Source organism: Clostridium puniceum (assembly GCF_002006345.1).
Lineage (GTDB): Bacteria > Bacillota > Clostridia > Clostridiales > Clostridiaceae > Clostridium > Clostridium puniceum.
Genome location: NZ_LZZM01000154.1, coordinates 1 through 25,491, shown reverse-complemented (window position 1 = coordinate 25,491; position 25,491 = coordinate 1). Strand labels below are relative to the sequence as shown.

The following is a 25,491-nucleotide window of genomic DNA, read 5'->3' as shown; positions in this document are numbered from 1 at the left end:
AAAAAATACTTTATATGAAAAAATTATTAAATTTAATCTTACTAAATAATTAAATCTGAATATATATCTATTTAAGGGTATAAAAAAAGAACTTGTTCTATTTAACAAGCTCCGTTGCCTATATATTTATATGGGAAATTATAACTCTTTATCTATATACTTTTCAATAAGCATATGACCATATTATATTGTGCATATGCACATATTCATCATAAATGGAAAATTTTAAATTATCTCTCTTATATAAAACGCTAAAGTAAATTTTAATTTTTCTTCTAAATTTAAAGGGTTATGATTAGTAATCTTTTCAATTTTTTTTAATTGATTATTTACTGTATTTCTATGAATATATTGTTTTTCTGCTACCAACTGCACATTTCCGCTATTTTTTAAATATATATCTAAAAATTCCATTAAATTTGTATTATTTTCTTTATCATATTTCTCTAATTTACCTAACGTCTCTTCGTAATAATTCTTTAAAATCTCATCATCTTTTGAGTTTAAAAGCAATTTATAAATATCGAGTTTTGTATAAAATACTACTTGCTTATCTTGTCTTTTAGCCATTTTCATTGCAGTTAATGCCTTTTTGAAATTTTCATCTTGCGCTTTAATTCCTTCTTTATTTTCACTAATTCCTATATATACTTTCCATGGATGCCGTTTCCAATTCTTAAAGAAAGAATTTACAAAGTTATCAACATCATAGTTTCCATAATTAACAAGAACTAAAACTAAGTATTCATTATATGAAAAAGATATATATAATTCATTAATACTCCTTGCTATTCTTTCCGAATACATTTTTAATCTTTTCATATTAAAGTCTTTGTCAGGATCCTTTTCATTATCAAAGGACATAACAATAAAACAAAACTGACTGTCTCTTAAATATCCATATCTCTCCATTTGTAAAATTTGTGTTTCTAAATCACCAACTTTAAATATAATATTTTTAATAGTTGCTGCTATACTTATTTCTACTTGTTCTTTTTGCATAATACGATAACAAATATCTCTTGTTACATCAACCATTCTTGTCTCCCATGGAATGGTATATAAAGGCATTTTCACTTCATTGCAGTATTCCATTACTTCCTTTGGAATTAATTTTGTATATGGTCCAATATTTACTACAAAAGCACTTGTTCCTGCTGCATAAAGTTTTTTTGCATATTCAAGTAACCAGCCGTCATAATTGTTAAGAATACCAGATGTAAATACAACTTCATTTCCATGAAGAAATTGACTTACTTCATCATTTTCAATAATGTGAACCCATTCTACAAGATTATTGAGTCCTTTTTGGCCTGCAAGTAATTTCATTTGATACAAAACTGTTCCATTTCCAAATAACTTTCCTACTGTAACTGCCATATTTACCACCACCATTACTTAAACTCACTAAATAATTCTTGAAATTATTTAGTTTTCATCTATAATAAAGCCTATCCTTATCTTATATGTATAATATGGATACAATTATACAACATTTTATAAATAAAGCACACATTCTTCAAAAGATAGTTTTACTTTATTTTTTTAATGTTATTTATTTCATTCTATTTTTTGTATCCAACTCATTAAATATCAGAACAATATGTATAAATATAAAAATTTAGTTTAAAGATTTTAATATTTCATTACTAATATCTCCATATAATTTGCTAGATGAAGTTGCTGTTGCTTGAATTACTGTAATAAGTTTATTATTAGGATACACATTTACTTCTTGTCCTCCAAAACCACGACAAGAATACCATCCATCAAAAAGCCAGCATAGATAGCCATATCCAAAGCTAGCTTTACTAGCTGATATTGCTTGTTTTATATAACCTTCTGATATAATTCTTTGATCATTAAACATGCCCTTATTTAAAAATAATAAACCTATTTTTCCCAAATCTCTTGCAGATAAATCTGAGTTTTTTTCCCCATTCATTACTGTGTACGATATATTGTCTGGGCTGCATGGCCAAGGTCTACTTTCTATACGAAGTGGCTCATATAAAAACTCCTTGCATATTTCATAAGCAGTTCTCCTTGCAGCTTTACCAATGACAGCAGAAAGCAGAATTACATCCCATTCTTTATAAACAAATTTATTTCCTGGATAATCACTCATTGCAACATCTGATATATGGTATAGCCAACTATTTGTCCTCATCATTTGTATCATCATTGGACAGTGATAATGTATCCCAGAATTCCAATATATTCCTGATGACATTGTTAGCAAGTGTCTAATAGTTATTGATTTATGATACATATGATTGTTTTGAGCAAATTCAGGAAGATAATTCATAATAGGTTCATCCATATTCTTTATTATCCCTTTATCGAGACAAATTCCTAACGTAATTGATAAAATACTCTTCCATATTGATTTAATATTATTTTTGCTGTTTTCATTAAATTTATTATAATAATGTTCGAAGATAATTTTTTCATTTTTTATAACAAGAATACTGTTTATAAGTTTATATCTTTTTTGTTTTATATAATCATCAATACCATTTAACATCTTGCTATCTATTCCTTCCTCTTCTGGAGAAGAAAACTGCCACTCATAACTCATATTAAATACCTTCCTATAATTGATTTTTCATTAACTTTAAGCTCCAGCGGAGTTCCAGTAGCAATAACATATCCTCCATCGCTTCCCCCGCCTGGTCCCATTTCTATTATATAATCGCAATTACTAAGTACAATTGGATCATGTTCCGTGACAATTATAGTATTTCCACTATCGCAAAGTTCCTGCATTAAGAAAATAAGCTTTTCACTATCAGCAATGGATAATCCAGTTGTTGGCTCATCTAAAATATACAAACTGCTCTTAACTTGTTTCTTTCCCAGTTCCTTTGCAAGCTTTATCCGTTGTGCTTCACCACCAGAAATAGTTGGTGTCTTTTGTCCGAGTTTTATGTAACCTAAACCTACTCTATTTAAGGTTGCAAGTATATTGTAAATAGCTTTATCTATGTCTTTAAAAAAATTTACAGCTTCTAAAACACTCATTTCAAGAATTTCCTTAATATCTTTACCATTAAGTTTAATTTCCATTGCTTCTTCAACAAACCCAGTTCCACCACAATGTTCACAATCAAGATCAATAAAATTACCAAAACCAACATAATGATGAATAATACCATCACCTTTACAAGCATGACATCCTCCTTTGGAATTTACACTAAATAAACCTGCAGTATACTCGTTTTCTATAGCTTCTGGAGTGTTTGCAAGTAATTTTCTAATTCGGTCAAAAATTCCAACATATGTTGCAGGACATGAAGTTCTACTTCTGCCAATAGACTTTTGATCAACAACAATACACTTATTAATATGTTCTATTCCAGTAATTACAACATCACTATATTCTTCATGATCTTCTTCCTCCTCTTGATCCTCCTCTTTAGAAAATTTTGTTTTTAAAATCTCCTTTAATTTAGGAACTAAAGTATCTGAAATTAAACTCGATTTTCCACTACCTGAAACTCCTGCCACTCCAATAATAAGTCCCAAAGGAATATCTAATGAAACATTTTGTAGATTGTGAAGTTTAGCATTTTCTATTGTAAGCAGTTTTTTTGCATCAATAGGTTTATATTTCGTTTTAATAGATATAGTTTTTGCACCTGATAAATATGGAGCAGTTTTTGAATTCTTACATAACATAAATTCGCTATAACTACCCTGAAATATTTTCTCGCCTCCCAAAATTCCTGCATCTGGTCCTAAGTCTAAAATATAATCTGCTGATTTCATAAAGTTTTCATCATGCTCCACTGCAACTACTGTATTTCCGCATTTCACCAAATTCTTAATAATACTGATAAGCTTTTCTTTTTCAACCTCATGCAATCCTATTGTTGGTTCATCAAAAATAAATATAATAGAGTCTATTTCTGCAATTATAAATGAAGCAAGAAATAAACGCTGTATTTCTCCACCTGACAGAGTTGGCACAGGACGTGAAAGTGATAGATGATGCAGCCCAACATCAACCATGCACTCAAGCTTTGTAATAATTTCACTAATTAAAGTTGCTCCTGATAAATTATTCTTTTGCAACTGTAAAAATTCAACAAGATCTTTAATATACATATTTTCAAGCTCTGTAATAGTTTTGTCTCCAACAGTTGTATGAATTGCTTGTTCACCAAGTCCTGTTCCACTACACTTTGGACAATTTTCTAGACTTAAGCAGTTATCTTCCATCAATAAGTATCTTAGCCTACCATTTTCTCCACCTATTATTTGCATTATCCAAGGTATAAATCCAGGAAATATTGTTTTACCTCCATCCCCATAAATCAAAGATTGAAATTGTTCCTCAGTTAAAGTGCAAACTTTTTGATTTATTGATAAATTATAATATTTGCAAAAAGCATCTATCATTCTCCTTGTACTTCCTCGTTTAGCTACGCCAAATACTAGTTCATCTATAGCTTTTGATTTATCACTAAAAAGTTTCTCTTCATCAAGCTTAAATATTTGCCCCTTTCCTAAACACTTAACGCACATTCCTTTTGGTGAATTTTTTTGAAACATTTCCATTGCAAGTGGAATACCATCATCAAACGGTACATCACGTTTACCAAAAGTTGAAAAACACACAGCAAGCATATTACTTATTTTAGTACGTGTACCCACAGTGCTTCGTGGGTTTGATTGACGAATTATCCTTTGTTCAACTGCAACTGTTGGAGACATTCCGGTAATGCTATCAAAGCTTGGAATCGCATCAACCATAAATTGTGTTCCAGAAAACATCAAATATCTTCGTTTCCCCTCTTCATAAAGCGTATCAAAAGCAAGACTAGACTTACCACTTCCAGAAACTCCTGTAATAACAGTAAGCTTATTTTTAGGAATCTTAACATCGATATTTTTTAAATTGTGAATTTTAGCACCATTAATTTTTATAAACTCTTCCATATTTTTACCCCTTATAATATAATGAATCATCATTTAACTTGAATAAAAATGTCTTGCCACTTATCTAACTTTTCTTTTTCCTTTATTTTTAATAGTATCTTTTTTCTTAACATTGTAGCCATAACTAACTAAATAACAATGCCACCTTTTAATTGCTCCATCAATTTTCATAATCTCCTTGATCTCTTTCCAATAGAATTTGATTATAATATTCCGAAATTGGATTATTTTATATTTTGTCTTAATATTATATGAATGATGGAAAATAGTATTTAAGATTGCCAATCATACATACTAATATTCATAATAGCTACTATGCTAATTATATTTTTTATGTAATGAAATAAAATCAATCATGCTACTATTTTTGCATATTCTTTTTATTTCATTTCTTACCTCCATTAATGCAAATCCAAGTAAATTTTCTCCACGCCACAATTCTGGATTTTTAATATCCACATCATCTTCAGACATCTGTATGCCCCACACATTATCATAAGGGCTTGCTTCTACTAATATTTTATCTTGTGTAGAAAGAAGAAATGTTTTTAAATTTTCATTTTGCATAAACTTATTATAATTTCCATTTATAACAATTGAGTATTTAATTTTATTCCAAATTTTATCATCAAAATTTTTTACTTTACGTCCAAGTGCCTTTATCTCTTTAGGATTATCACTACTCATAATCTTTTCTTCTATTTCTTTATCATCAAAAAGTCTGGCTTTTTCTGCCATCATATATTGTTCCATAAACAAATATTTAACATGTCCAACATTAAAGCTGCTCTGCCACCACTGACTAAAGCAAGACTTTGTAATAGATCTATCTTTTTTAGGATGATGCCCCCAAAAATAAATGCATTCTAACCCCTTTCCAGATCTATAATCTAAAATAACTTTATTCAAATCATATTCTGGCTTACCATCCTCTTGCCAAATATATGTCCAATAATTATTATATCTATAAATGTTATCTTCTCTTTCCCATCTTTTGGGTTCTGGAAACATTTCTCTATATTTTTTCTTTTCATCCTCTTCTAATTTATTAAACCAAGAATAAAAATCTATAGCATAACCTTCTCCATATCCCATTCTCCATCCAATGCTTCCACATGGAATATTAGGATACATCAGCCATAATGGCGCCATTAGTGAATCATTAGTCCTATTTTTCATAATAATCTTCCCCCTTATTTTGTATACCTTCATTCTTAGCAAGGCATATAATTTAGTTTTTATTTGAATTTCATTTGCTGTTATAAAAAATTTATTTCTTTCAGCTTAGGTTTTCTAACATGTGGCACTATTTCTTTCACACACACCTATTTTTTGTAGTTAGCTTTTGCCTTATTAATCGAAATCCTATGATTATCATAACTGTGCCGATTATTATCTTTCAAAAATCCATCTATCTCCCAAAAACATACTGGATGTATATCCACATGATTCTTTTTCAGAAATTGTTAAATATCCATAACAAGAACATCTATTTTTCATATAATTTCATCTTTCATACTTTAGTAATATATTATGAATGAAAATAACTTCTATTAAATCATTTATTATTTAAGTTGTATAAATAATCTTCACTACAAATTTAAATTTAAGTTGACTTCTTAAAAGACAAGTAAACCATCATCGTCATATTCAAAATTTGGACCCCATGCAACTAACCATCTAAATCAGCAAAATATCCATGATATCCGCCCAAAATACATCTTACGGTTCTTTTACTATTTTAGCACCAGCTTTTCTGGCTAATTCAACAATCTTATCAACATCTTCTTTATGTTCTACATTATAAGCTAATGTGATTCCAGCAAAGCCACTTGCGATTTTGGGAGTATTTTCTTCGCTAATATCTTTTGCTAATAACTCTAAAGGAAAGAGTTCAAATTTTGTTCCAGTTGTATTAAAAAATACTACACTAGGATTATTACCTTTTTCATCAGTCTGAAATCCAAGCTTGTCTATATAAGATCTTTCGTTTATTCGCATATTGGTAGTTGAATTTTTTATCATCTTATTTATAACAACGTCTTTTATCTTAATATGCGACTTATTAGTCACTAGATAAAATTGTTTGCCAAATCTCACACTTTCTTTAATTCTCTCAAATTCTTCTACTGTCAAAGGGCCCTATGTTAACCATAAATTACTTTGAGTAATTTTATCTACAGGACTAAATTTTCCTAGCCAATTATCATCTGAGATAAAAGTCATCTGATTTGTTTAATAATGAATGAAATTGTTTTATAATTCATTTTAGGCATCTTATTGAAAAACCCATGTACTGCTTTACATAAATTAGTTTCACGTTCAAGAATCAGTAACTGTCAAATCATAGACTGTCTTTCTCCTTGACGTTTTCCCTTTGAAGATAACCAATATTTTTTTATTTAAATTAATATACCTCCTATATTGATATTATTATAATTCTAGTGTTCATTATATTTTTATTTATAATCTCATAAGTTAATTTATAATTTATGAATACCAGGACTTATTCAACTACTAATTATATGAATAATGAGAAGTTAAAATTATTAGTTTCTTAGATAAATTATTATCAAATTTTTCAAATACTTCCCACTTGATTATTGTATTAATAATGTAATATTATACTTTATAGTTATATTAATGAATTTCTAACGTGAATTTCTACTAGCTCCTTTATCCTCTGAATAACTTCAGGAATATTTATTGCCTTTGGACATTTTTTTAAACATGACATATCTGTACATTTTTTACATTGCTCAGCACTTTTTTTTATACCAAGGTCTAGTTTTCTAAGCGCCCAATAGTCTTTACCAAGAAAATAGTAATTGTACTGTCTAAAAATCACATGTATTTCAGTACCATATATACATCTACATCTCTGACATCTATCACAATGAATAGGGGCAAAACTCTTTTCTAGTTGTGACATTACTTGTGAAAAGGTTGGTCTGTCATAATTATAAGATTCACTAAGCATTGCATGATTTACTTGTTCAACAGTTCCCATGCCTATTAATGCGCTTGATATTGGATATGAAAGTGCACCTGATAAAAGCGTTTTAATTGGAAAAAAGGATGGTAATATCCCCGCTGCATATACTTTATTTAGAATAAATCCTTTTTGCCTAAACAAAGGTTCTGCTTCTATTCTATCAAGCATGCCTCTTTCAAAAACATTTCCACTTCCCTGAAGCACATCAATTCTCTTATCCTTTGCACCTCTTAATAGTATTTCATAGTAGTGAGTTGCAACTCCTGCAAATTTAATTTTACGTTCTGCTTTCAGTTCATTTAGTGCATCTACAGCACCATATCTTTCAAAGGTAATATCTTCATTGCTTTCATCAACTTGATGTACAAAATAAATATCTGCATAAGTACCAAGATTTTCACAAGATTCATTAACAGCCTTATACATCTCATTTCCATTAAAGAACCTTGACTTATCTGCAATTATAATTTTTTCCCTGCCAATGTGAGCAGCAAATTTACCTAGCTTTATCTCTGCATCTCCATATTCAGGTACAATTGCTGTATCATAAAGATTACAGCCAAGCTTATATGCATGTTCCATTATTTGTATTGCAGTTTCTTCATCTGGACTAAAGTAATCTGGTAGCACTGGGGCATTCCCACTAAGTATAGGGATTGTTCCAAAGGCTATTTCAGACACCTTCAATCCAGTACTGCCTAAATCTCTATATCTCATTCTTTAACTCCTTTTCTGCTTCCTTACGTATAATACTTAAACTCTTTTTATGTATCATAATCATCAAAAGCTAAAGGCATCAGCATTTACTAAAACACTTTCTGGGACATGTTTTTTATCAATTTTTGAACACCATGAAAAGGCTTTTGATTCTATTATTTCAAGCTTTTCCGGAAAATATATCTCTGTTAATTCATAACAAAATGCAAAGGCTTCCTTTCCTATTACCTTAAGTGTTGATGGAAGATAAATTTTCTCTAAACTCTTGCATCTATAAAATGCCTTTTCAGGAATTTCAGTTATACCTTCTGGTATTACAATACTTTTTAAGGATGAGCAGTTTTCAAATGCTCTCATTCCTATAGATTCAAGTCTATCTGAAATCTCTATACTTTCCAAAGAATAACAACTTGAAAATGCAAATTTTTCTATCCACTTCACATTATCTGCATTTTTCACAGACGTTAGCCATTTACAATTCTCAAATGCGCTTTTACCTATTGCCTTAACATCTTTTGTTAAAGTTATATTTGTTAATAAATTGCTGTCTTTAAACACCTTATCATGAATTTCAGTTATTCCATCTATTAATATTAAATTATTTATATTTCCTGTGCATTCAACAAGAACATTGTTTTCATCTGTTTTAAAGCAGTTCAAGCAATCCATAAAAACTTGTTTTACATTTTTAGGAATCAATTCATCATTTCTATCCGAAACTTTTGTTAATCTATACTCATTTCCATCTGCAGTAGTAACCTTTTTTAAATTAATACAATTTCTAAATGCATATTCTTCTATTGCTGTTTTTTGAGAAGAAAAAACAATTTCTTCAAGGGCAAAACAATTTGCAAATGCCCATCCCGAAACTATTTTAACATACTTAGGAATTACTACTCTGCCCTTGCATGCAGATGCATCAATTAGTATGTTATTTACAATTACAAAAGGTGAAACTTTGCTTTGTTCTTCTAACCACATTGTCCCATGAAAAGCTCTTTCTCCAATATACTCAACATTTTCAGGTATGTATATTTCTTCAAGATTCATAGCATCTTTAAAAACTTCACGTTCAATTATTTGTATTCCTTTGGGAATATGTACATAACGACCTTTATTTACATATCCAAATAAAGAGAGGTTTTCATCTATATTAAAGCAGCTCATTGCACTGTTGTATATTGATTTTACGCTATCTGGCATATTTTTTTGAAAAATAACTGAATAATCTTTAATTAAATATCTCTTTTCACCAATACCTATTACTTTAAGTGCTGTGCATCCTGCAAAGGCATAACTTCCATGCTTAAGATCTTCATTAGAGACGATTATTTCTTGTAACTTTCCACAATTCTCAAAAGCGTGACCAGAAATCTTAGTATCTACATTAAGATATATCCTTTTAATGGAATTACAATCGCTAAAAGCACTAACACCTATAGCTTTAACACTAGTAAAATCAAATTTTCTTAAGGCTTCGCATTCATCAAAGCAATTATCTCCTATATATTCAAGTTCCATGCATTCACAAGCTTCAAGACTTTCACATCCACAAAACGCCTCTTTTCCAAAAGATATTGTTTTTTCAAGAGATACATTTTTCAAGTTAATACAATATGAAAACGCTCCTTCATTAATCTCTTCTACATTACCTGAAACCTTTGTAATAGCTATGCATTTTTCAAAGGCTTTTCTTCCAATAGATTTTAAGGCTTCTGAAAGAATAACCTCTTTTATGTTTTTGCAGCCTCCAAATGCAGCTTCACCTATAGTTTCAAGGCTTTTAGGAAATACTATATTATTTATATTATTATTTCCTGCAAAGGCATATGGCGCAATACTTACTACACCTTCTGGAATAATAACATCTTTAACGCAAGCTGTACCATCAATAACGGCATTTGACACTATGACAAGTTGATCATTATTTTTCAATTTTTCTAAAAATCCACTATTCCTAAAAGCATCTGCTTGTATGTCAGCACATTTTGCATCTATTTCATAAAGATTTTTACAGCCACTAAATGCATTTTCTCCTATATAATCTGTCTCTAGTAAATTAATCTTTACTAAAGCGCTGCATCCATAAAATGCATTATGTGATACATTTGTTATTTTACCTTCAAACTCAATAGTTTCCAAAGATGTACAGTATGCAAAAACTCCTTCTTCCAATACAGTTATACTGCTTGGAATTACTATATTTTTAAGAGAAGTGCAGCCACAAAAACTTCTTGACCCAATTCGTTTAAGAGATTTAGGAAGTGTTATAGATGTAAGATTAGTATTACCATAAAACGCTCCGCCTGCAATCACAGTTACTCCCTCAGGAATTATAATATTTCCTGAAAGCTTAACTCCAGTCATAAATATATGTCTTATTTCAGAACTTTGTGTCATTTCTTTCATATAAATACTATCTTCAAAGGCATTTCTGCCAATATATTCAATTAAAACAGGAAATTCAACATATTTAAGTGATGGACATCTAAATGCAAATTTATCCCAAATGCTCTTAACTCCTTCACTAAAAGTTAATTTTCTTAATTTTCTGCACTCTGAAAAAATATCTGTTCCACACTCTTTTAAATCACAATTTATTACCGCTGATTTAACACCTGAGCTTGTAAACACATTATTTCCCATTTTGCATAAAGATTCTGGCAAGTGTACTTCAGTTAAAGAAAGACACTTATAAAACGCCATATCACCTATACTCTCAAGTTCTCTTGGAAACTTCAAATTTTTTAGTGAATTACATCCATAGAAAGCTAATTTTCTTATTTCCTTAACCTTGCTTCCAAAAGATACCTGGATTAATTTTTTACACCTGTTAAAAGCTGATTTTTCTATTATAGTAAGTGATTTTGGTAAATCTGCACGTATAAGCTTTACACAATTTTCAAAAGCTGACTTACCAATATATTCGACTCCTTCATCAAGATTAATTGTTTGTAAAAGTAGACAATCTGAAAAGGCTTCTTCACGAATTTCTTTTATAGATTGTGGTAAAATAACTTTTCCAATTGCTTCATTACTTGCAAAGGCTTTTTCTCCAATTACAGTTATACCTTCTGGTATAACAACCTTTTCTTCACTCCCTCGATACTGCAACAAAGTAGTCCCACTAATAAAAAAATTATTTAGTATTTGTGAGTGGATTATTCTTACTATTTCCGGCATATCCTCATCATATATGTCTGGAATACCTTTGAGTTCATATGTCTGTCCATTAGATAATTTAATATATTTTAGTGTTGTACAGTTTTTAAACGCATCAGAACTTATAGTTACATTGTCGCTAGTAAATTCTATCCCCTCTAAACTTATACAATTTCTAAATGCTCTGCTCTCAATATTAATTAATGTTTCTGGAAACTTAACAAAAACTACACCTTTCTTGTCAAAAAAGCAACTTTTTCCTATCTCTGTTATTCCTTTAGGTATCTCAACTTCTTTTGCATTTATAAGAAATCTTGTAAGAACCCTGTCATCAATTTCCATCATCCTATATATATCTGTAACAATAGCTTTAACTACAGGATGTACATTAGAATGTGAAGCTATAATATCAATACCACTTTCAATGTCAAAGCTAGTTTTATCTGTTAAGCATATTCTAGATACTTTTCCGCAGCCTGTAAAAACATCACAAATACTAGATATATCTAAATCCTTTGAAACCTCTATGGTTTTTAAATTTTCATCATTGGAAAATACATGCCTCTCTAAATGTATTACCCCAGGCATAGATACACATTCAAGGCTATCACAATATAGGAAGGCACAATTATTCAGCTTCTTCACTGAATTTGGAAGCTCTACACGCTCTAAAGAATGGCATCGATGAAACGCATATTCTCCTATATACGTAAGTTTTGAAGGAAAATTTATTTTTCTTAACTTTCTACAGCCCTTAAAGGCACTATCCATAATTCTTGTTATCCCTTCTGGAAGAATGATTTCTTCAATAGAAGCACATCCTTTAAAGGCTCCCTTTCCTATTACATGAACTTCATCTGGAACCTTAACCACTATATCTCTAAGTATATATGCTTCTAAAATTCCTTCATTAATAATAAATCCATCTTCCATTAATAATTCTCTCTTTCTTCCATTAATATTTTCTTCACAATGAATTTTAGTTCTTCTATATTTCCACATTTATATAATTCAGTTTTATATTGTCTAGCTGCTTGGCTTCCTTTCATAAGGTAAGCTACTAACCTTCTGATATACAAAATTGTAAACATTTCATCATAATATTTCGATGTTAAGTCAATTTGTTCCGATATTACTGTATATTTATCCTTCTTAATCTCTTTATGTGTAAGTTCACTGAATATAAATGGATTTTCAAGAGCATATCTTGCTATCATAATTCCATCTGCTCCTGTAAGATTCATCATTTTTTCTGCTTCCTCTACTGAAAAAATACCACCATTTGCAATTACAGGTATTTTAACTACTGACTTTGCCTGCTCAATTTGATTATAATATGGAGTACCATAATACATCATATTACGACTTCGTCCATGGACTGTGATCATATCTGCTCCTGCATCTTCGCACATTTTTGCAAATTCTCCTGCAATCATTGTATCTTCCTTTATTCCAATACGGGTTTTAACAGTAATTACTTTTCTACTCTTTTTACAGCCTTTAATAATAGAAGAAGCTCTCTTAAGGTCTCCCAGAAGTGCACTTCCTTGCCCACTTTTAAATACATTTGGCACCGGACATCCCATATTTATATCAATAATATCAAATCCAGAAAGATATTCACTTCTAGCCATTTTCTCCATAATCCTTGGATCAGAACCAACTAACTGAGCTGCCTTTATCTTCTCATCAGTTGTTGTAAAAAGAAGTTTTTGCATTGCTTCATCCTTATATTTAAGCGCATTACAGTTCACCATTTCTGTATAACAAAGCCCTGCTCCTAGCTCGCTACACAGCATTCTAAAGGGATAGCATGTATATCCAGCAAGGGGTGCCAAAAGAACATTGCATGGTATTATTATATTTCCTACTCTTAATTCTTTTATTTCCAAATTGTACTTTCCCCATTTCCTCTTCTCATAAATTTATAACTGCTTTTCTATGTTGTTCATACGTAGTATGCTTAGTAATATCATTTTGCATAATAACATAACCTACTGTAACACTATTATTTTTATATTTTTGTATAACTTGATATTATAAATTATTTAACAATTCTACCATATAGTTAGTCTCTTTGTATTTTTAATGTAAAATATGTCTTCAACTTATTTGTTATGTGTATTTATTTTTTCCACTTTCAGTAATTAATTTAACATTATTGCCTTTATGAATAACAGTCCAATCGATACCGGTTGGACATCCTAATACTACGATCTTATTAGTTTTTTCATCTATATACATAAAGTGGTCACAACAAGGTAGTATATGATTTTCTTCTTTTTTCTCTATCAAATCAGTAATTTGCCCTTATTATACCACAATTCTTACAAATACTCCTATATTTATCCGTATCACTTCCACTATTCTCACATAAATCTCTCCTTAAAACCTGTCTCTATTCAATAAATTAATCACCTTTCCCAACTCATTTTATCAGTGAATGCTTTTTATAGACGAGAAGTTCCTGGTTGTACTTCACACTGAAGGTTCTTGGTTATGCTTCACACTTTATTACTGTATATATTCTTCAGAATATATACAGTAATATTTTTCACAATAAATAAAGTGAACCATAAATATGTTTCAGAATATAAATTCTTTACAATATTTATGGTTCACCATCTTAAAATTCCTAATTAAATTGCTTTTAAATTTCTAGTAACAACAACATCTACACCAGTTCCCAAAACATTTTCTATTACAACATCTCCAATTTTAACTGGAGCTATTGCAACTGCTTTATTAATTTCTTCCATACATTTAAAATTAAGGTCTTTTGGAATTGGCTTATTTGTTTTTACTGGTACTATAGCTAATTCTCCATTTTCAACTTTAACAGTTGACGTTATTACTCTCACTGGATTTGTAACTTCATTTATTCCATATTCACTCCCTCTAGGACACCCATTTCCAGTTACGCTTTTAGCTTCTACATCTACTTTTAAATGGCATCCTTTAGGACAAATTATACAAATTAATTCTTTTTCCATCTTATTCACCATCCTCTAATGATATTGTTATATCACCTTTAACTTTATCTAATAATACCTTACTTAAAACCACTTTTTCCATTTCAGATGGTGCTAAATGAGCTCTCTTAAATTTAGCTATAACTTCTTCACCTGATTTTACAACTAATGCTTTATTATGATATATATTATTCACTCTCATAAATATAGTTAACTTATCCGAAGCATCTTCTACATTAAGTCTTTGTGGCACTGTATAATTAACATTTTGTCCATTTATAATATTTACATATTTATCTTTCTTAAGTTCTTCTTTAATATACTTTGCTACAGAAAGTCCTGCATGTTTTGATTCTTGAGTTACAAAGTCAACTAAATCATGCACATGAACTACATTACCACATGCAAATATTCCATCTACTGAGGTTTCCATACTTTCAGTAACAATTAAACCATTAGTTCTTTTATCACTTTCAATTCCTGCATTAGTTGATAATTCATTTTCAGGAATTAATCCAACAGATAATAATAAAGTATCTACCTCAAATTCTTTTTCAGTTCCTTTAATAGGTCTCTTATTTTCATCTACTTCAGCTATTACAACTTTTTCAAGTCTTTCTTTTCCAATTATATTTACTATTGTATGTGATAAATATAGTGGAATATCATAATCATTTAAACATTGAACTATATTTCTATTTAAGCCATTTGAGTATGGGCAAAGTTCAACAACAGCTTTAACTTTAGCTCCTTCAAGAGTCATTCTTCTTGCCATTATAAGCCCAATGTCTCCTGAACCAAGTATAAGAACTTCTTTTCCTGGCATATATCCTTCCACATTAATATATCTTTGAGCTGCCCCTGCACTAAATACTCCTGCTGGTCTGTCACCTGGTATGTTAATAGCTCCTCTAGTTCTTTCCCTACAGCCCATAGCAAGAATTATAGCTTTAGCTTTAAGCTCCATATAACCTTCTTCTGTATTAATTGCATAAACTGTTTTGTCTTTTCCTACTTCTAAAACCATAGTATCAAGTTTAACTTCAACATTAGTATCTTCAATCATATCAATAAATCTACTAGCATATTCAGGGCCTGTAAGTTCTTCTTTAAAGGTATGAAGTCCAAAACCATTATGAATACATTGATTTAATATTCCACCTAGTTCCTTATCTCTTTCTATAATTAATATCTTTTTTATGCCATTATTATATGCTTCATATGCTGCTGCAAGACCTGCTGGGCCTCCACCTACTACTATTAATTCATAATTCATAACAAACCTTCTCCTTCTACTTTGATTTACCTACTAGAATATAAGAATTATCTTTTTCTAAAACAACACTTTCAAGTGGAATACCATGTTCCCTTGCAATTATTTCTTGAACTTTTGGTCCACAGAAACCACCTTGGCATCTTCCCATTCCTGGTCTGCATCTTCTTTTTACTCCATCTAGTGAAATTTCTCCAATACTTCTCTTTATTGCATCTACAATTTCACCTTCTGTTATACTTTCGCATCTGCATACCATTCTTCCATACTGCGGGTTTTCCTTTATAACTTTAGCTTTTTCTTGAGCTGACAACTCCATAAAATGGATTTGATTTCTCTTAGCTATAAAATTTTCTTTCTTTTCTAATGTGCATCCTGCTTTATATAATATATCTACTACGGCTACTGCTACTGCTGGAGCTGAAGATAATCCTGGTGATTTCATTCCTGCTACATCGATAAAACCTTTAACTTCATCATTTTCTTCTATTATAAAGTCATCTGTATCTGAAATAGCTCTAAGCCCAGCAAAATTTCTTATACCTTCTCTAAAATTAATCTTCTTAGTTGTCCGCATTGATGCTTCACGTATTGCATCTAGACCATGTGCTACAGTTCCTAATTCCTCTTTATCTTCTATATCTCTAGCATCGGGTCCAACAAGTAAATTTCCATGGACAGTTGGTGTAACTAAAACTCCTTTACCTAGTTTTGATGGACATTGAAATATTGTATGGCTAACTAACTTTCCTTGGTTTTTATCCATTACAAAATATTCTCCACTTCTTGGAGTTATCTTAAAGCTTTCTTTGCAAATTAAATTATGAATTTTATCTGCGTAAAGTCCAGCTGCATTTATAACAAATTTAGCTTCTATAACATCTCCATAACTAGTTGTAATTTTAAACACATCATTTTTTTCTATTGAAACAACTTCTTTTTTTAATTTAATTTCTCCACCATTTACTATTCCATTTTCAGCTAACGCAATAGTATATTCAAATGGTCCCACTATACCACCAGTTGGTGCATGTAATGCTCCTTTTATTTCTTCACTAAGATTTGGTTCTAATTCTAAAACCTCCTCTTTATTTAAAATCTTTAAATCTTTCACCCCAAGTCTAGTACCATTTTCATAAAGAGCTTTTACTGTATTTAAGTCTTCTTCATCAAAAGCTAGAATTAATGATCCATTTTTTTTAAAAGGTACACTTAATTCCTTGCATAATTCTTCAAACATTTGGTTCCCAAGTACATTGTATTTTGCTGCTAAAGTACCTTCTTTAGGATCATATCCAGCATGAACTATTGCTGAATTGGCTTTACTAGAGCCCATTGATACATCTCTTTCCTTTTCTAAAACAACTACTTTCAAATCATACTTAGTTAGTTCTCTAAAAATAGAACTCCCTATAACCCCTGCTCCAATTATTGCTACATCATACATATTATATCCTCCTTATTTGCTAAAGCACATAAAATAACCATTAAATTTCCCTTTTTGAAAAAACATATTAACGTATTATTCTTTTAATGCGCCAAAAAAGCCAAGCTAAAACAAGGTGAAAATTCACCATAGTTTTATGCTTGACTCTATATTCTCTCAGCATTTATATTCAATTTATGTTTATATTATATCTTGTAAACCTATACTTGTCCAGTATTTATTTTTAAATTAATTTTTATTTTATATAAGTTCTAATTAAGAAAGTTCATAATTTAATTGGTTGTCTTATCCAATCACTCTAATATAGAAATTAAATCTTAATGAACAAAATTTTTTAGAACATATATATTAATTAAATTTTTTAAAGTTTATTCTTCTTCCCATCCTTTTGCTCTTTCTACTGCTCTTTCCCAACCTCTATATAATTTTTCCTTCTTATCTTCATCTAAATTTGGTGTATAAGCTTGACTTACAGCCCATACTTTAGCAATTTCCTCTTTTGACTCCCAGAAACCTACAGCTAGTCCTGCTAAATATGCTGCTCCAAGTGCTGTTGTTTCAGTTATTATAGGTCTTACAACTTCTGATCCTGTAATATCTGCTTGGAATTGCATTAATAGATTATTTCTACTAGCTCCGCCATCAACTTTAATGCTTGTGAGTTTACATCCCGAATCTTCTGCCATGGCATCTATAAGATCTTTTGATTGATATGCAATAGATTCAAGTGCTGCTCTAATTATATGATTACTATTAGCTCCTCTTGTTAAACCAAAGATAGCTCCTCTTGCATACATATCCCAGTATGGAGCTCCAAGCCCAGTAAATGCTGGAACAACATATACACCACCATTATCTTCTACTTTTTGAGCAAAATATTCCGTATCTGCTGCTTCAGTAACTAATTTAAGTTCGTCTCTAATCCATTGAATAACAGCACCACCAACAAATACTGAGCCTTCCAATGCATATTGAACTTTGTTGTCTATTCCAACTGCAATAGTAGTTAATAATCCGTTTTTACTTTGAATCATCTTATCTCCTGTATTCATAAGTAAGAAGCAACCTGTTCCATAAGTATTTTTAACACTACCAGCTTCAAAGCAAGTTTGTCCAAATAATGCACATTGTTGATCTCCTGCCATACCAGCTATTGGAACTCTAACTCCACCTGTACCACCAAGATTTGTATATCCATATACTTCTGATGAATTTTTAACTTCTGGTAACATTGACTTTGGAATATTAAGCTTTTCTAAAATTCTTTCATCCCATTTTAATTCTTTTATATTATAAAGCATTGTTCTAGATGCATTTGTATAATCAGTTACATGAACCTTACCATTTGTAAGTTTCCATACTAACCAAGTATCTACTGTACCAAATAGTAATTCTCCTTTCTCTGCTCTTTCTCTTGCACCTTCTACATTATCTAAAATCCATTTTATCTTAGTTGCTGAAAAATATGCATCTAATAGTAAGCCTGTATTCTCTTTCACATATTTTCCAAATTCAGTATCTTCTTTAAGACCTTCTACTATAGCTGCTGTTCTTCTACATTGCCATACTATTGCATTATATACTGGTTCTCCAGTATTTTTATCCCAAACGAGTGTTGTTTCTCTTTGATTTGTAATTCCTATTGCAGCTATTTCTTCTTGAGTTATATTAGTTTTTGCCATTACTTCTTGTAAAACTCCATATTGACTTGCCCATATTTCTAAAGGATTATGTTCAACCCATCCTGCATTGGGATAAATTTGAGTAAATTCCTTTTGACTTATACCTAATATATTTTGTTCCTTATCAAAAATTATTGCCCTTGAGCTTGTTGTTCCTTGATCTAATGCTATTATATATCTTTTCATATTATGACACCTGCTTTCTTAAATTTATACCATTTTAATCTTCTATTTCATTAATCTATCACTAGAAGATAATAATATTATTAATACTTATACTTTTAACAAATTACTTACAAAAAATAATTCATTATAAAATTTACAATTGTGTGGCTATAATTTTGTTAAAAATTATAGCCACATAAAACATCCACCTATACATCAAGCAATAATATAATTAATATATTGCATTGTATAAGTTTGAAATTTACTTAGTACTAATAAAATCTTCCTAAGTAAATTCAGTTTTATGTGGCTTTATTCTCTAATTCTCTATAGCCTACATTTCCCAAATTTCTTTTTTAGTTGTAGATATACATGTTGCTCCTGAACTTAATGCTTGCATTACCTCTTCTTTAGTTTCAATAAGCCCACCGGCAACTACTGGTTTATTTGAATACTTTGAAATAATTCCAAGTACTTTAGGAATTATTCCTGGTAATACTTCTATTGCATCACATTCTGAAATCATATGGTTTTTAACAGTATTTAATGAAAGTGTATCAAAAATAAAAACTCTTTGAACTCCTACTAAATCGTACTTTTTAGCAAGCTTTACAACTTGAGGCTTTGTACTAATTATTCCATCAAAGTTTGTCTCTTCCTTTACGTATTTTATAACAACTTCCTTATTGGTAAGCCCTTCAACTAAATCGATATGAATTATTCCTATCTTATTCTTAACGGCTATGATTTCACTTATTTTTTTGATATTCATAACATCTCCAAATAAAACAAATATAATTTGAGCAGATGAATTTATCGCTCCATCTAGTTGTTCTTCATTTTTTACTGCTGCTATAACTGGATTTTCTTCTAATAATTCTTTTATATTCATTTCTACTCCCATGTAATTGTTTTCTTTTTTTACTCAGTATTACATATTTATCTTCTAGTGTCAACTTTAATGATAACATAACAATATGTATCTAATAAAATATCAACTTAAATTTATTATTCAATTACTCTTTTTTATATTTTTCGATTAGGTTTTATTTGATCATTTTACAATATTTTAATTTTATTTACTATAACAAAATTGTAGCAAATACCGCGCCTAAAGTTCCTCCTATTATTGGAGCAGCAACTGGAATCCATGCATATCCCCAATCTGAATCTCCCTTATTAGGTATAGGTAATAGTGCATGTGCAATTCTTGGTCCTAAATCTCTAGCTGGATTAATTGCATATCCTGTTGTTCCACCTAAACTTAAACCAATTGCCCAAATTAAAAATCCTACAAACAATGTGCCCATTCCATTGGTTAAATTTTGAGCCCCCATTCCTAAAATTCCAAAAACTAATACAAATGTTCCTATGACCTCACATATAAAATTCATCAAATTATTTCTTATAGCTGGCCCTGTACAAAATACTGCAAGCTTGTCTCTTTGATTATCAGTAGCTTTAAATTGATCATAATTGAAAATGAATACCAAAAATGCTCCTAAAAATGCTCCTAAAAATTGTCCTGCGAAATAGATAGGAACTTGAGTCCACGCTACCTTTCCTATAACTGCAAGTGCAATCGTTAATGCTGGATTAAAATGAGCTCCACTATAACTACCGAAGATTAGCGCTGGAATTGCTACTGCAAAAGCCCACCCAGTCGTAATTACCATCCATCCTGCTCCATTTCCCTTTGAATTTTTCAGTACAACATTTGCAACCACACCATCACCTAAAAGAATAAGTAATAAAGTACCTACTAGTTCCGCCAAAAAAATTGTCATAACATTTTCTCCTTCCCATTTTTACAAATTGATTCATTAATTTGTTTTTCTTTTAATTTAAAGAAATTGTACATTTTCTTTCTCATATACACCACTCCTAAATTTATCCTTTTATTATCCATCTAGAAAACTATACACTATATATTTATGATTTCGAGAGTTATTTAAGTGAAGCTAGTTTTTCTTAAGAATTCTAATAAATATCTTTTCCAGTGATTTTTGCCCATAATTATAGCCACATAAAACTCCTCACACTTTAAGCAATAATATACCCTTTATATTGCTTAAAATCTAAGTTATAAATTTACTTAGTACTAATAAAGTTTTCTAAGTAAATTTAGTTTTATGTGGCCTATTCTCTAACTCTCTATAGCCTACATTTCTAAAATCTCTCTCAGATACATAATGTAATTGTTTTCTTACCATTTCAGTATCACATATTTATTTTTTAGTGTCAAGCTTAGTTAATAATATAACAATTTTAAATTAATAAAAGAAATCCAATCATACTTTCTTACTTCTTTAATACATAATGAATTAATGTTCAATACTTAATTATCATCTTCTTATATTTTTTATTTAATATTAACATTAATCCCTTTATATTGTTAATATTTTATTTAATCTAAAATATGTATTAAATATTGAACTTAAAAATTTTAATTATTAGAATATTGTAATAAATCAATTCATATTGGCATCTTCAATCACTTTTAATATATGAAAATATTTCTTTTGTAATTATTGTTATATTAGTCTATCCACACTCTTATTTATATATGTCTGAGAATTCTAGATTAATTCTTTCAATTAAATTTTCTCCCATTGAATCACAGCATGCAACTTCTTTATTAACTTCATCTGTTAATCTGCATGGAATATGTATTATAAATTCAGTTCCCTGACCAATATCACTTTCTACTGATATAGTTCCATCATGTAACTCTACTAAACATTTTACAAGAGAAAGTCCTATTCCACTTCCTTCACAATCCCGTGTGAGAGACTTATCAACTTGTACAAAACGCTTAAATATTGAATCTATCTTATCTTCTGGAATCCCCCGTCCAGTATCTTTTATTTTTATACAGATATTTTCAATACAATCCTCTATATTAACTGTAATTTCCCCACCTGAGGAAGTAAATTTAACTGCATTTGACAATATATTTAAAATAATTCTCTCTATTTTTTCTGGATCACATGAAATATTTTTTTCTTCTACAACTGTGTCAAATATAAGTGATAATCCTTTGTTTTCAATATAGTCTGCTACCGATAAAGTAATATTTTCTACAAGATTTACTATATCAACATTATTTTCATTCATATCAAAATAACCCGAATCGATTTTAGTTATATCTATTATGTTATTAACAAGTCTTAAAAGACGATAGCAATTTTGTTTCATTATATTTGTATATTTATATTTGTCTACAGTGTTATCTTTTGATGAGCAATCTTTTAATTTAAGTTCATGCATTTGCAATGCAGAAAAAATAACATTTATAGGAGTTCTAAGTTCATGAGAAATATTTGAAAAAAATTCTGTTTTAATCCTGTCGTACTCTTTAATCTCATATAATTTTTTTCTTTCTTCCTCAACACTTTTCTCTAATTCTTCCATATGTTTTTTTTCAGTTATGTCTATTGCTACTCTCATTAATAGCTTATGTCCATCTTGAGATTTCCCAATATATGCTGAATAGAAATTCCAAATCCTAGCATCACTTTCTTTTGTTTTTATATAATATTCCCCATCATTTTGTCTTTTTTCTAAATTAAACAATTTATCTATATTGGTACCTTCTAAATCTCCTATAAACACATCAGATAACGCTGCCCATTCAGAAATAGTTGGAATCTCTTCAATTGTATATCCTGTAATATCTGTCCACGTTCTATTAATCTTTTTTATTTCTCCATTCTCTGCATATAGCATTATAGGCAGTGGAGATTCTTCTATAGCATATCTAAATTGTCTTTCACTTTCTTTTAAGGCTTCTCCAGTTTTATTTCTTTCAGCAATCTCATCCTCTAACATTACATTAAATTCTTTTAATTCTGAAGCTATTTCATGCAGTTGTTGCTGGCCATCATTTGCTCTTTCCTCTAATAGCTTGTTTGTTTGAGCTAAATCTTCATTAATTCTCATTATTTCTTCATAAGATTTTTTATATTCATCATTTTCTCTTCTTAATTTCATTTCGACTAACTTCATATAATCAAGTTCCTCTTTTAGATTTTCTGATCTTTCCTTCCTAGATTCTTCGTGATTTTCATCAATCCTTTGTAGTTCTAATTGCATAAATCTAAGCTTTAAATATGTTTCAACTTTAGAAATAATTTCTTTTGAACTAAATGGAATATTTAAATAATCAGCGCCACCTGAAATAAATACTTTTTCCCTATCAAGATTTTCGTTACTAGAACCAATTAAAATTATTGGTATATCTTGAAATTTCTTATTATTTTTTAAACTTGTACAAATTTTAAAGCCCTCCATCTTATCCATATTAGTATAAATTAAAATTATGTCTGGTAACTGTTCTTTCTTAAATTCTATCACTGATTTATAATTTAAAGTATTCTTTATATTATAATATTTAAGCTTAAGTATTCCTATTAACATTTCAACATTAGAATCAGGATCATTAACAATAAGTATATTCGCTTTATTAAAAAAAAGTTGTATATCTTGCATTTGCTTATAGCCCCATTTCAGAATATTTTAATTGTATAAATATAATAAATTATATATATTTTTCTAACCATTTATTTAGCTATTTTGCTCTAAAAACCAACATAGCAGAAGTTTGATTCATATGACCTATAAATTGTTCTCCATAAGTAGAAAAACCTATTGTTGGAATATCTCTAAATATTTCGGCATATTGCTTTTCAAGCTGTTTTTCTTCTAATTCAAGAATTCGTTCAACACAATCAAAATTTATAATACCATCAATTCTTCCAATCTCTTTTATTTTATTTTCAATTGCCTTCTTAGTATCTTCGACAATATCTGTTGATTTAAGCAATTTAACTTCCATTCCTTCAAGTATATTACAATAAAATTGCATACTAGTTCCTTTTGTTTGTTGAGGTGCTCTTATAAATATATCATCTTCTCCCACAGTCAATCCAAGTGGATTAGTTCTAAAGTATTTTGATATGTCTTCAACTGAAGATATCCCTATGGCCTCCGCATATTCTAAAATAGCAGGTCTATTATTAAATTCAATTACCTCACGCGTTTCTTCATTGACCTTATTTGCAATAAATGCATAATCCAGAGTAGTAAAGCTTTGTGTTTTAATTATACTAAATTCAGCATTATCACTTATTCTTAAAATTAATAACGCTGTTGAATCTGTATATGCTTTTCCATTTGCACACACATAAGTTTTAAAAAATTTATGATCATCTCCTGCTGACCCACCAACGAAAAAAATGTTAGTTCTATCTCCAATTAAATCCATTATCTTTTCTTCTTTCATACTTATACCATCAATTAAACTTATCCCAACAAATTTTGTCGCATCCATTGTATATAAACTTTGATTATAATATTTTTCAAAAGAAGTGAAAGCTTTTTCTAAACTTAAATTTCCACTCATATTTTCAATTACTTCTAGCTTTACATCAGAAATAATATTAGAATTAATAGCTATTGCTACAATAGAATCTTTTAATAATTCTCCACTCACAATTTCTCCTGCAGTGGAACAACCAACTACTACACAATTATAAAAAGATTTCTCCATAAGATGACTAAGTTTATCTTGATCATAATTATTAGATGAAAAAAATATTATTAATTTTATATTCGCCAGATTTAACTGACTTTTAATATCTGCAACTGCTTCTTCTTCCAAGAATTTAATTGAAAATGCAGATTTTATATTCGGTTCTTCGTGATCGAGACTTTTTACATTTAGTAACTTAGCAATATTAAGAAGTTTTTCAATAATTACTGCATCATCTAGAGAATTTTCATCAAACTTATTTGGATTAAGTCCCTTTAGTATTAATTTAGCTATAGTCATTTCTCTAATAGCAGGATTACCTTTTGATCGTTCTTCAATAATATTATTAATTATTTGTTTTATTTTGCCAGCCAAAACAATCACCTTTTTCCTTTATGCAACCCACTTAAAAAACACCCCTTTACTAACATTAGATTTTTATGCAAAAATTATAAAACAATTATAACATATTGTTCCTATATTTTACTTATTATCACAAATATTTTTTTATTTTTCTAAATTAACAAAAAAAACCATTGCTTTTAATATTTTTCTATATCAAAAGTGATGGTTTTTTTAATTTTTACAATATATATATATA

The 25,491-nt window shown here is 29.5% G+C and carries 18 protein-coding genes; all 18 read right to left on the bottom strand.

Going from position 1 to position 25,491, the window contains the following annotated elements; translation table 11 throughout:
• Positions 1 to 225: 225 nt before the first annotated feature.
• Positions 226 to 1,380: a PucR family transcriptional regulator gene (locus CLPUN_RS12345; protein ID WP_077847583.1), complete on the bottom strand. Its 1,155-nt coding sequence runs from the start codon at positions 1,378 to 1,380 to the stop codon at positions 226 to 228.
• 241 nt (positions 1,381 to 1,621) lie between these two features.
• On the bottom strand, positions 1,622 to 2,581 hold the full coding sequence (locus CLPUN_RS12340; RefSeq protein WP_077847582.1) for a serine hydrolase domain-containing protein: 960 nt from the start codon (positions 2,579 to 2,581) through the stop codon (positions 1,622 to 1,624).
• Positions 2,578 to 4,944: an ATP-binding cassette domain-containing protein gene (locus tag CLPUN_RS12335; RefSeq protein ID WP_077847581.1), complete on the bottom strand. Its 2,367-nt coding sequence runs from the start codon at positions 4,942 to 4,944 to the stop codon at positions 2,578 to 2,580. The genes CLPUN_RS12340 and CLPUN_RS12335 overlap by 4 nt, the downstream gene beginning before the upstream one ends.
• A gap of 318 nt (positions 4,945 to 5,262) precedes the next feature.
• A complete protein-coding gene (locus CLPUN_RS12330) occupies positions 5,263 to 6,123 on the bottom strand; it encodes an NADAR family protein (protein WP_077847580.1) in 861 nt (286 codons plus the stop codon).
• 146 nt (positions 6,124 to 6,269) lie between these two features.
• Positions 6,270 to 6,347 (bottom strand): hypothetical protein, encoded by a 78-nt coding sequence (locus CLPUN_RS29630; RefSeq protein WP_423237297.1) that lies wholly within the window; start codon positions 6,345 to 6,347, stop codon positions 6,270 to 6,272.
• A gap of 319 nt (positions 6,348 to 6,666) precedes the next feature.
• Entirely contained in the window at positions 6,667 to 7,080 is a 414-nt protein-coding gene (locus CLPUN_RS12320; RefSeq protein WP_479723536.1) for a VOC family protein, read from the bottom strand.
• Positions 7,081 to 7,579: 499 nt separating this feature from the next.
• Positions 7,580 to 8,656 (bottom strand): aldo/keto reductase, encoded by a 1,077-nt coding sequence (locus tag CLPUN_RS12315; protein WP_077847578.1) that lies wholly within the window; start codon positions 8,654 to 8,656, stop codon positions 7,580 to 7,582.
• Positions 8,657 to 8,719: 63 nt separating this feature from the next.
• Positions 8,720 to 12,820 (bottom strand): leucine-rich repeat domain-containing protein, encoded by a 4,101-nt coding sequence (locus CLPUN_RS12310; RefSeq protein WP_242954121.1) that lies wholly within the window; start codon positions 12,818 to 12,820, stop codon positions 8,720 to 8,722.
• Positions 12,751 to 13,710, bottom strand: coding sequence for a tRNA dihydrouridine synthase (locus tag CLPUN_RS12305; protein ID WP_077847577.1), 960 nt, complete (start codon positions 13,708 to 13,710; stop codon positions 12,751 to 12,753). The genes CLPUN_RS12310 and CLPUN_RS12305 overlap by 70 nt, the downstream gene beginning before the upstream one ends.
• 223 nt (positions 13,711 to 13,933) lie before the next feature.
• On the bottom strand, positions 13,934 to 14,113 hold the full coding sequence (locus tag CLPUN_RS28340) for a hypothetical protein (RefSeq protein WP_077847576.1): 180 nt from the start codon (positions 14,111 to 14,113) through the stop codon (positions 13,934 to 13,936).
• 344 nt (positions 14,114 to 14,457) lie between these two features.
• A complete protein-coding gene (locus tag CLPUN_RS12295; RefSeq protein WP_077847575.1) occupies positions 14,458 to 14,811 on the bottom strand; it encodes a DUF1667 domain-containing protein in 354 nt (117 codons plus the stop codon).
• A 1-nt stretch (position 14,812) separates the two neighbouring features.
• The gene (locus CLPUN_RS12290; RefSeq protein ID WP_077847574.1) at positions 14,813 to 16,066 is read right to left on the bottom strand and encodes an NAD(P)/FAD-dependent oxidoreductase; all 1,254 of its coding nucleotides are present in this window, start codon (positions 16,064 to 16,066) and stop codon (positions 14,813 to 14,815) included.
• Positions 16,067 to 16,082: 16 nt separating this feature from the next.
• Positions 16,083 to 17,510 carry an NAD(P)/FAD-dependent oxidoreductase gene (locus tag CLPUN_RS12285; protein WP_077847573.1) on the bottom strand — a complete coding sequence of 476 codons (1,428 nt, stop codon included), beginning with the start codon at positions 17,508 to 17,510 and terminating at the stop codon, positions 16,083 to 16,085.
• A 368-nt stretch (positions 17,511 to 17,878) separates the two neighbouring features.
• Positions 17,879 to 19,378: a glycerol kinase GlpK gene (gene glpK, locus CLPUN_RS12280; protein WP_077847572.1), complete on the bottom strand. Its 1,500-nt coding sequence runs from the start codon at positions 19,376 to 19,378 to the stop codon at positions 17,879 to 17,881.
• A gap of 313 nt (positions 19,379 to 19,691) precedes the next feature.
• Positions 19,692 to 20,249 (bottom strand): glycerol-3-phosphate responsive antiterminator, encoded by a 558-nt coding sequence (locus CLPUN_RS12275; RefSeq protein ID WP_077847613.1) that lies wholly within the window; start codon positions 20,247 to 20,249, stop codon positions 19,692 to 19,694.
• A gap of 190 nt (positions 20,250 to 20,439) precedes the next feature.
• Positions 20,440 to 21,144: an MIP/aquaporin family protein gene (locus tag CLPUN_RS12270; protein ID WP_077847571.1), complete on the bottom strand. Its 705-nt coding sequence runs from the start codon at positions 21,142 to 21,144 to the stop codon at positions 20,440 to 20,442.
• 769 nt (positions 21,145 to 21,913) lie between these two features.
• Positions 21,914 to 23,848 carry an ATP-binding protein gene (locus CLPUN_RS12265; RefSeq protein WP_077847570.1) on the bottom strand — a complete coding sequence of 645 codons (1,935 nt, stop codon included), beginning with the start codon at positions 23,846 to 23,848 and terminating at the stop codon, positions 21,914 to 21,916.
• A 79-nt stretch (positions 23,849 to 23,927) separates the two neighbouring features.
• Entirely contained in the window at positions 23,928 to 25,265 is a 1,338-nt protein-coding gene (locus tag CLPUN_RS12260; protein WP_077847569.1) for an FIST signal transduction protein, read from the bottom strand.
• Between the last annotated feature and the right edge of the window lie 226 nt (positions 25,266 to 25,491).

Coding starts and splice junctions, on each gene's coding strand:
- glpK (WP_077847572.1), bottom strand. CDS start 19,378: ATGAAAAGATATATAATAGCATTAGATCAAGGAACAACAAGCTCAAGG.
- CLPUN_RS12270 (WP_077847571.1), bottom strand. CDS start 21,144: ATGACAATTTTTTTGGCGGAACTAGTAGGTACTTTATTACTTATTCTT.
- CLPUN_RS12330 (WP_077847580.1), bottom strand. CDS start 6,123: ATGAAAAATAGGACTAATGATTCACTAATGGCGCCATTATGGCTGATG.
- CLPUN_RS12310 (WP_242954121.1), bottom strand. CDS start 12,820: ATGTGGAAATATAGAAGAACTAAAATTCATTGTGAAGAAAATATTAAT.
- CLPUN_RS12315 (WP_077847578.1), bottom strand. CDS start 8,656: ATGAGATATAGAGATTTAGGCAGTACTGGATTGAAGGTGTCTGAAATA.
- CLPUN_RS12265 (WP_077847570.1), bottom strand. CDS start 23,848: ATGCAAGATATACAACTTTTTTTTAATAAAGCGAATATACTTATTGTT.
- CLPUN_RS12290 (WP_077847574.1), bottom strand. CDS start 16,066: ATGAATTATGAATTAATAGTAGTAGGTGGAGGCCCAGCAGGTCTTGCA.
- CLPUN_RS12345 (WP_077847583.1), bottom strand. CDS start 1,380: ATGGCAGTTACAGTAGGAAAGTTATTTGGAAATGGAACAGTTTTGTAT.
- CLPUN_RS12335 (WP_077847581.1), bottom strand. CDS start 4,944: ATGGAAGAGTTTATAAAAATTAATGGTGCTAAAATTCACAATTTAAAA.
- CLPUN_RS12340 (WP_077847582.1), bottom strand. CDS start 2,581: ATGAGTTATGAGTGGCAGTTTTCTTCTCCAGAAGAGGAAGGAATAGAT.
- CLPUN_RS12275 (WP_077847613.1), bottom strand. CDS start 20,249: ATGAATATAAAAGAATTATTAGAAGAAAATCCAGTTATAGCAGCAGTA.
- CLPUN_RS12285 (WP_077847573.1), bottom strand. CDS start 17,510: ATGTATGATGTAGCAATAATTGGAGCAGGGGTTATAGGGAGTTCTATT.
- CLPUN_RS12295 (WP_077847575.1), bottom strand. CDS start 14,811: ATGGAAAAAGAATTAATTTGTATAATTTGTCCTAAAGGATGCCATTTA.